This window comes from Stenomitos frigidus ULC18, assembly GCF_003003795.1.
In the GTDB taxonomy this organism is placed as follows: Bacteria; Cyanobacteriota; Cyanobacteriia; order Leptolyngbyales; family Leptolyngbyaceae; genus Stenomitos; species Stenomitos frigidus_A.
The window spans coordinates 1-6,604 of sequence record NZ_PVWK01000044.1 but is presented as its reverse complement, the minus strand read 5'-3'; the positions used below and the strand labels follow the sequence as shown (position 1 = coordinate 6,604).

Sequence of the window (6,604 nt, the reverse complement as noted above, 5' to 3'; positions counted from 1 at the left end):
GAGATGACCCTAGCTTCTGCACGATGTCAAGCATCTAAGGGCAATCGGTCTATCTCTCCACCCTCAAGATACAAGGGCAAGCAGCAGGATAAGGGCTCTAGCGCTACTTTTCTGCGAAAGTATTGACCTTTGAAACGGGGACAGCTGGAGTCTTTAGCCCTAACCGCTTCTCTATTCAGCTTTAGGTTTATCGGGACCTGGTAATCCCTTAGGTGTATAGACAGGCGCGCTAGAGTCCACCCGACCTAAAATCGTTAATTCAGTGGAGGCAAGTACGACTACGATTTGCGACACGCCGTTGGGGTCAATTTTGCCAGGTTTATGATTGCCGGTCGCTACAGCTATGGTTAGAACCCCTAAAGGTGCTCGCTCAGACTAGCGAACATCGAAGCGATCGAGCATCATCACCTTGTTCCAAGCGGCGACAAAATCATGAACCATCCGCTCATGACCGTCATCAGCGCCGTAGACCTCGGCCACCTGGCGCAGCTCCGCATTGGAACCGAAGATCAGATCGCAGCGGGTTGCCGTGAACTTCGTTTCGCCTGTTTTGCGATCGTCAAGGCTGAAGGTCATTTCGTTTGCATCAGCCGGCTTCCACTCGTAGTCCATGCTGGTCAGGACGCGGAAGAAGTCATTGGTCAAGACGCCGGGGCGAGCGGTAAAGAGGCCGTGCTTTGAGTGGTCCCAATTCTGGTCGAGAGCACGCAGCCCGCCAACGAGCACCGTCCACTCAGGCGCGGTCAGGGTCAGCAGCTGGGCGCGATCGAGGAAGATGCGCTCCGGCTTCACCTGATAGCCAACCGCATTGTTGTGGTAGTTACGGAACCCGTCCGAGACCGGTTGCAGCCATGCGAAGGTTTCGACGTCGGTCAGCGCCTGAGTCGTATCCATTCGCCCTGGGGTAAAGGGCACACTCACGTTGACCCCAGCGTCCTGTGCCGCTTTCTCAACCGCAGCACAGCCACCGAGGACAATGAGATCCGCCATCGAAAGCTTCTTATGACCTGGCTGAGCACCGTTGAAGTCTGCTTGCATTTGCTCGAGGGTCGCTAGCACTTGACTCAGCTCTTGTGGACGGTTGACCGCGAAGTGCTTTTGCGGCTCTAGACGAATACGTGCGCCGTTCGCGCCGCCGCGCTTGTCGGAGTCACGATGGGTTGACGCCGATGCCCAGGCAGCAGAGACGAGCGCTGAGACGGACAGTCCACTCGCCAAAAGCTTGGTCTTGAGCGCACTGATATCGGCAGCATCAACGACGTCGTGGTCAAGTGCTGGAATTGGATCTTGCCAGGGCAGATCTTCCGCCGCGACTTCCGGACCAAGATAGCGCGTTTTTGGTCCTAAATCCCGATGAGTCAGCTTGTACCAGGCGCGCGCGAAGGCATCGCTGAAGTGCTCGAAGTCATTAAGATAGCGCTGACAGATCTCGCGATAGGCGGGATCAACCTTCAACGCAATGTCTGAGGTCATCATCATGAGATTGTGCTCAACACCCAGTTTGTGAGCATCTGGCGTCTTCGGCGCATCGGGAGTGCTCGGCTGCCACTGAATAGCACCGACTGGGCTCTTGGTCTGCTCCCACTCGTACTTAAAAAGATTTTCTAGATAGCTGTTGTCCCACTGGGTCGGGTTTGGCGTCCACGATCCTTCGATTCCGTTCGTCATTGTATATTCAGCAAACCCGGTTCCTTCGGGGTTCTGCCATCCCATGCCCATTGCCTGAATGGGCGCAGCTTCTGGGGCTGGACCGATCTTAGTCGGCGCAACCATGCCATGACTTTTGCCGAAAGCATGACCGCCGGCGATGAGCGCGACCGTCTCCTCGTCATTCATGGCCATCCGGGCAAAGGTCTCACGGATATCACGGGCGGAGCCAACGGGGTCACCTTCACCGTTCGGTCCCTCGGGATTAACGTAAATGAGCGCCTGGTGCGAGGCCGCCAGTGGGTTCTCGAGGTCGTAGTATGCCTCGTCCGGCTTGCCAACCCACCGGATATCGCGGGTGACCATCTCATCCGGATGACCGAGGTGCTGCTTGCCAGGGTTGCCATTTTCTCCCAATGGCTGACCGTTCCAGAATTCAGGTCCCCAGTAGGTGGCGCGGTCCGCCTCCCAAGCATCAAGGCGGCCGCCGCCATAGCCAAAGGTTTTTAGTCCCATGATCTCCAACGCGCAGTTGCCCGTCAGGATCATCAGATCGGCCCAGCTCAGCGCAGCGCCATATTTCTGTTTAATCGGCCAAAGTAGCCGCCGTGATTTATCGGTATTCCCGTTGTCCCACCAGGAGTTGATCGGGGCAAAGCGCTGCATGCCTCGGCTCGCTCCGCCACGACCGTCGGCAATCCGGTAGGTGCCTGCAGCGTGCCACGCCATCCGGATCATCTGAGGCCCATAGTTGCCGTAGTCGGCTGGCCACCAGTCCTGCGAATCCGTCAGTAGCGCCTTGATGTCGCTCTTCAACTGCTCGAAGTCGATCGCCTGAAACGCTGCTTGGTAATCGAAAGCCCGTAACGGGTTGGCCTGGGGCGGATCTTGGTGCAGCAGCTCGACCTGCAGTCGATTGGGCCACCAGTCATCGGTTTGCGGTTTGGAGCCGAGGGCACCGCCAACGCGGGTGCCACGGAAGGGGCATTGTCCAGGCGTCGCTTGGGGTGTGTTCGTGAGCGGGTTGCTGACCATAAGTCTGATCCTTTTTAGGGGGTTTCGTTGGACAAGTTGAGCTGAGTACCGCCATGAGCGGCGGTTTGAGTGCGATCAAAGAAACTCATCAATTGCTTTGCTTACGTACAGAAGCTCGCCTTTCTGGGGTGGACTTTCATGCGGTAGAAACAGCTTATGTCTTTCGTCTACTGGTGTGCATCACGGTTCATGACGAAGTTGTAAACTGCCACCGCGATCGCTAGTACAGCAAAAGGTGGATCAGGCTACCGGCAATGTGTAGCGAGAACCCTAAGAGCCAAAAGAGGATCAGGACTCCGACAAGACCCCAGAGCAACCCAAACATGGCTGTCACCTTGCATCGCTAGAGGCATTATCGGTAGGGCGCTGTCGCTCAGAAAACACTCTAAAAGTAGAGATTGACAGTTTCATCAAACTCTGGCGACCCCAAACCCCAACACCTTGACTCCCTTTAGCCTTTGCTCGCCTTTATATAGCAATGGAGTTGCTGCGTCCACTGGGTTAACTGCCCCGTGCAGCAGAAGTGCGAAATTGTGAGCGTCATTCCGATGAATTCCCTAAAACTCTTTCGGGATAGAGGGTTCCAGCCTACCTTGCACTTCCTTTTCCGTATGTTTAGCTCACCCTCTACTGGGGTTGAGCCGAGATAAGGGCAAAAAGGTGCCAGATGACTTAGAAGCCTTGTCAGAAGGGAGTTTGAAAGAAGCAATTATCTGTTGCTTTCAAAGCAGCATTACTGCGCCCCGCGCAACGAATCAAGCCTTTTAAGGCGATTAGCACAGCCTATGAATCAAGCCTTTCATTGGCAAGGCTGCTAGTGATTGATACCCCTCCGGGGCAAATGGCTGATTTTTACACGAATCGTTGCCATACCCCTGAATGACGTGATCAGCAATGACCAGAATGGAATGCGCAACAGCTATCGTTGCCCGTTTCTTCCCCCGTCAAGTGGCAATCCGCCGATACTGTGCTGCCAAGTAGGTGCGCGATCGACGTCGCCGATCGCCTCTCACCCGATTGGGGCTTGGTGATCTTCGCGCTGTTGTTTGTAGCTGGTTTGGCGCTATGGCGACAAGTAGCCAAAAAGAAACCCCGAGCAGGCGATCGAGGGTTTGAGTTGAGAGCAGGAGCTTCCCTGCTACGACGGCACTTTATCCCTGTGTTGCGGACAGTACGCACCAATAGCAGCGCCCACCAATCGAACCATATAAGTCACCTCCGCTTTGTTAGCGCCAGCCTTCTTGAAGATGTTCAGCGCGATCGCTTGAAAAGCTGTACCTCGATCAAAAGCCTTGCAATACGAATGCGCCAAAGCAATTTTTTGCTGATTGCTAACATTTGACGCCCAGGCTTGCTCGGCTGGTAAAAGCCGGGTGCTCATCACCAGCAAAAACACCTGATCCCTTTGAGCGTCCGTCAGACGATTCACTGCACTGTTCGGCACCACAGGCTTGCTCTCTGGTTCCGGCACTGCTGCCACAGGTTCCGAAACCGCTTCCTTTGGTGCAGTGTAGCTCTGGGCAGAAGTCACACTGCGTTGGTAAGCTACCAGTTTTTGTTGAGCTTGAGCGTGGTTTGCATGGGCAGCAGTCAAATTGCGTTGGTAAGCTACCAGTTTTTGCTGAGCTTGAGCGTAGTTTGCACTGCCTTTAGGCACTCCTTGCATAAACTTAATGGCTTGCTGCCACCGAGCCACCGCTAAATCCCAATCCTCCGGAGTTTCGGCAGTTTTGGCACCATAGGAAGCATCAGAGGCTTTAGCTAAGCCAGTATCAAACGTATTAGCTTGAGGCGCGGGTGTTTCGGCGGCGATTGGTGAGGGTGTTTCGGCGGCGATTGGTGAGGGTGTTTCGGCGGCGATTGGTGATGGAGGGACTGTTACTGCTTTCGTTGTCTGTCCAGAACAGCTACTTAAGGCAAGCGAAGCGAGTATGGCTGGCAGAACAGCACAACGTAAAAGTTTCATTGTTTGACCGGGATGGTTCCTTTAAACAGTTCCCCGTCAACAGAGAAAAAACCCAGATTTACCTTAAAGGGGTTGAGATGCAGTCGAGTAGGACATCACTGCCCTACCCTCTGCTGCAAAACCGTGCTTGCCAGTTTTCTGGCACACGGCTCCTCAACCATCAGGTGCTTGTCTTGCATACCATGAGTTGCTGGCACATTGCCTTGACTCATGGCTCAGTGGCTTTGTTTTGGCAACTGCAACACCAACTTCGCAGTTGGCGCTTCATCCATACGTAGTCGTTAACTCGCTCATGACGTGTGCATTGCGACTCACAACGCGACTTTCCTGATGGTTGTGCCTCCGTCTGCATATCCTTTGGCTTTCCCAAAGGCATTAGCTTCTGAGACAATCCCTCCCTCACCAGGCTTGCGGCTGACTACCTGCTCCCGATCCTGTGATCAGGAGAACGCTGGTGAGGGTTACCTCGTTCCCAACTTCCGTTTTGCGCTGCACGTAGGCTCCCACTTTCCACCGGGATTGTATGAGAGTGTTAACAGGTCAGCTCGGCAACTGCCTGTCTCGAATCCGTTCCCTTTTGGGCAAGCCCGTGAACCCGCGTAGGCTTGTTCACGTTGACGATGGTTCTAACATGGATTCACTGGCGTTAGCCGTATGCAGCTTTGCTCGACGGGATTCCCGGTCGGGTTCCGAGTGACCGCCTTTTAGCCCTGCTTCAGACGCTTGAGAGTCAGTCGCACCTCTGAGGGCTAGACTGTTACCCCAACACTAGGGGAGATGGAATTGTCCAAGTTGGACGCACCACACAGAAGTTGAGTTATCAGGACGTTAAACCCTGACTCTGCTTTATTTCAAGCCTGGTGGAGGGGCTTGACTTGGGCAGAAACGAATCGCACGCCGAGATAAGGGCAAAAAAGTGCAACATAAGCTGGAAAGCATTGCCCAGATTGAACCGTAGAGACTGGCTCGCAGTGCTGCTTTGAAAGCAACAGATAATTGCTTCTTTCAAACTCCCTTCTGACAAGGCTTCTAAGTCATCTGGCACCTTTTTGCCCTTATCTCGGCTCAACCCCTGATACTGCTCCCATCGCGGATTTGAGTCAATCAGAGACCAGAAATATGACTCAGGAGGAGGGGATTGCTTACATCAAGCAGGTGTTGAACCAGGTTAAAGCCAGACGCCAGGTCGAAACAGCCCAGAAACGTCAACGTTTGACGGGACAAGACCAGCTGATACTCCCCTTTGACCAGGAAGCACTGTAAGCGCTGGTAGCACTGCGGCTGCAACGCTTTCACTCCAGCGAGCGCTCACGCTCTTGCTTTGCTTGGTGCTGCTCAGCCTCTACCGGTTTGACCGCTCTAGGTGAAGCGGTCAAAGTGTCGTGGTTAATTGCCCCGCGCAGCAGAAGACCAGTCCCTGAAATTTTTTGGCTCGATTTTCTTAACCCTAAACAGTTGAAAATGCTGCTGGTGCAGCGAGATGAAGCAGAGACGAAGATGTTGGCGTTCCCCGTAGCTTTTAGACCACAAACAACGTTAAGGCTGAAACTCTCGCTGTGATTGCTTTCTCTCTTCAAGGCTGACGTATAGTTAATCATCTATGCCATAAATTTGTGGTTTAAGCACTTCTAACAACGAGAAAAGGGTGTTTTTAGCCCATGACATCACGGTAAAGCGTTCTCAAATTCAGTCCAATCAATCCTTAGCAGTGTGTTTGACCCCATTGCTACGGAAACGCCATACTGCCATAGCGCTTGATCCAGTACCCGAATTGATACGCCAACGTTTGCAGCAATGAGTGTTTGCGCCCGTCTTTGGGCATGACTAAGCTAACCACCGTTGTTTGGGTAGCAGACTATGACCGCCATGACAATGCCCAGCCTCCTGATTGTCATCGACTTGGGCACCTCCTTAATCAAAACGATTTACACCGGGCGACAAGGTAAGCCCGAGCCG

6 protein-coding genes are annotated in these 6,604 nt (G+C 53.7%); 3 read left to right on the top strand and 3 right to left on the bottom strand.

Going from position 1 to position 6,604, the window contains the following annotated elements; translation table 11 throughout:
• Positions 1-375: 375 nt before the first annotated feature.
• Positions 376-2,682, bottom strand: coding sequence for a catalase/peroxidase HPI (gene katG, locus C7B82_RS07905; RefSeq protein WP_106255756.1), 2,307 nt, complete (start codon positions 2,680-2,682; stop codon positions 376-378).
• Between the two features lie 53 nt (positions 2,683-2,735).
• Here katG and C7B82_RS32055 point away from each other — a divergent pair, with 53 nt between their 5' ends.
• A complete protein-coding gene (locus C7B82_RS32055; RefSeq protein ID WP_181357397.1) occupies positions 2,736-2,906 on the top strand; it encodes a hypothetical protein in 171 nt (56 codons plus the stop codon).
• On the opposite strand, the gene C7B82_RS34595 is transcribed toward C7B82_RS32055, so the two are convergent.
• Entirely contained in the window at positions 2,903-3,007 is a 105-nt protein-coding gene (locus C7B82_RS34595) for a DUF5670 family protein (protein WP_339375269.1), read from the bottom strand. The two genes, C7B82_RS32055 and C7B82_RS34595, sit on opposite strands and share 4 nt — an antisense overlap.
• 813 nt (positions 3,008-3,820) lie before the next feature.
• Positions 3,821-4,648, bottom strand: coding sequence for a DUF732 domain-containing protein (locus C7B82_RS07900; RefSeq protein WP_106255755.1), 828 nt, complete (start codon positions 4,646-4,648; stop codon positions 3,821-3,823).
• Positions 4,649-4,725: 77 nt separating this feature from the next.
• Here C7B82_RS07900 and C7B82_RS07895 point away from each other — a divergent pair, with 77 nt between their 5' ends.
• Both C7B82_RS07895 and C7B82_RS32050 read left to right on the top strand, forming a co-directional pair.
• Positions 4,726-4,926 carry a hypothetical protein gene (locus C7B82_RS07895; RefSeq protein ID WP_146141089.1) on the top strand — a complete coding sequence of 67 codons (201 nt, stop codon included), beginning with the start codon at positions 4,726-4,728 and terminating at the stop codon, positions 4,924-4,926.
• Between the two features lie 841 nt (positions 4,927-5,767).
• The gene (locus C7B82_RS32050; protein WP_181357396.1) at positions 5,768-5,911 is read left to right on the top strand and encodes a hypothetical protein; all 144 of its coding nucleotides are present in this window, start codon (positions 5,768-5,770) and stop codon (positions 5,909-5,911) included.
• Positions 5,912-6,604 lie beyond the last annotated feature (693 nt).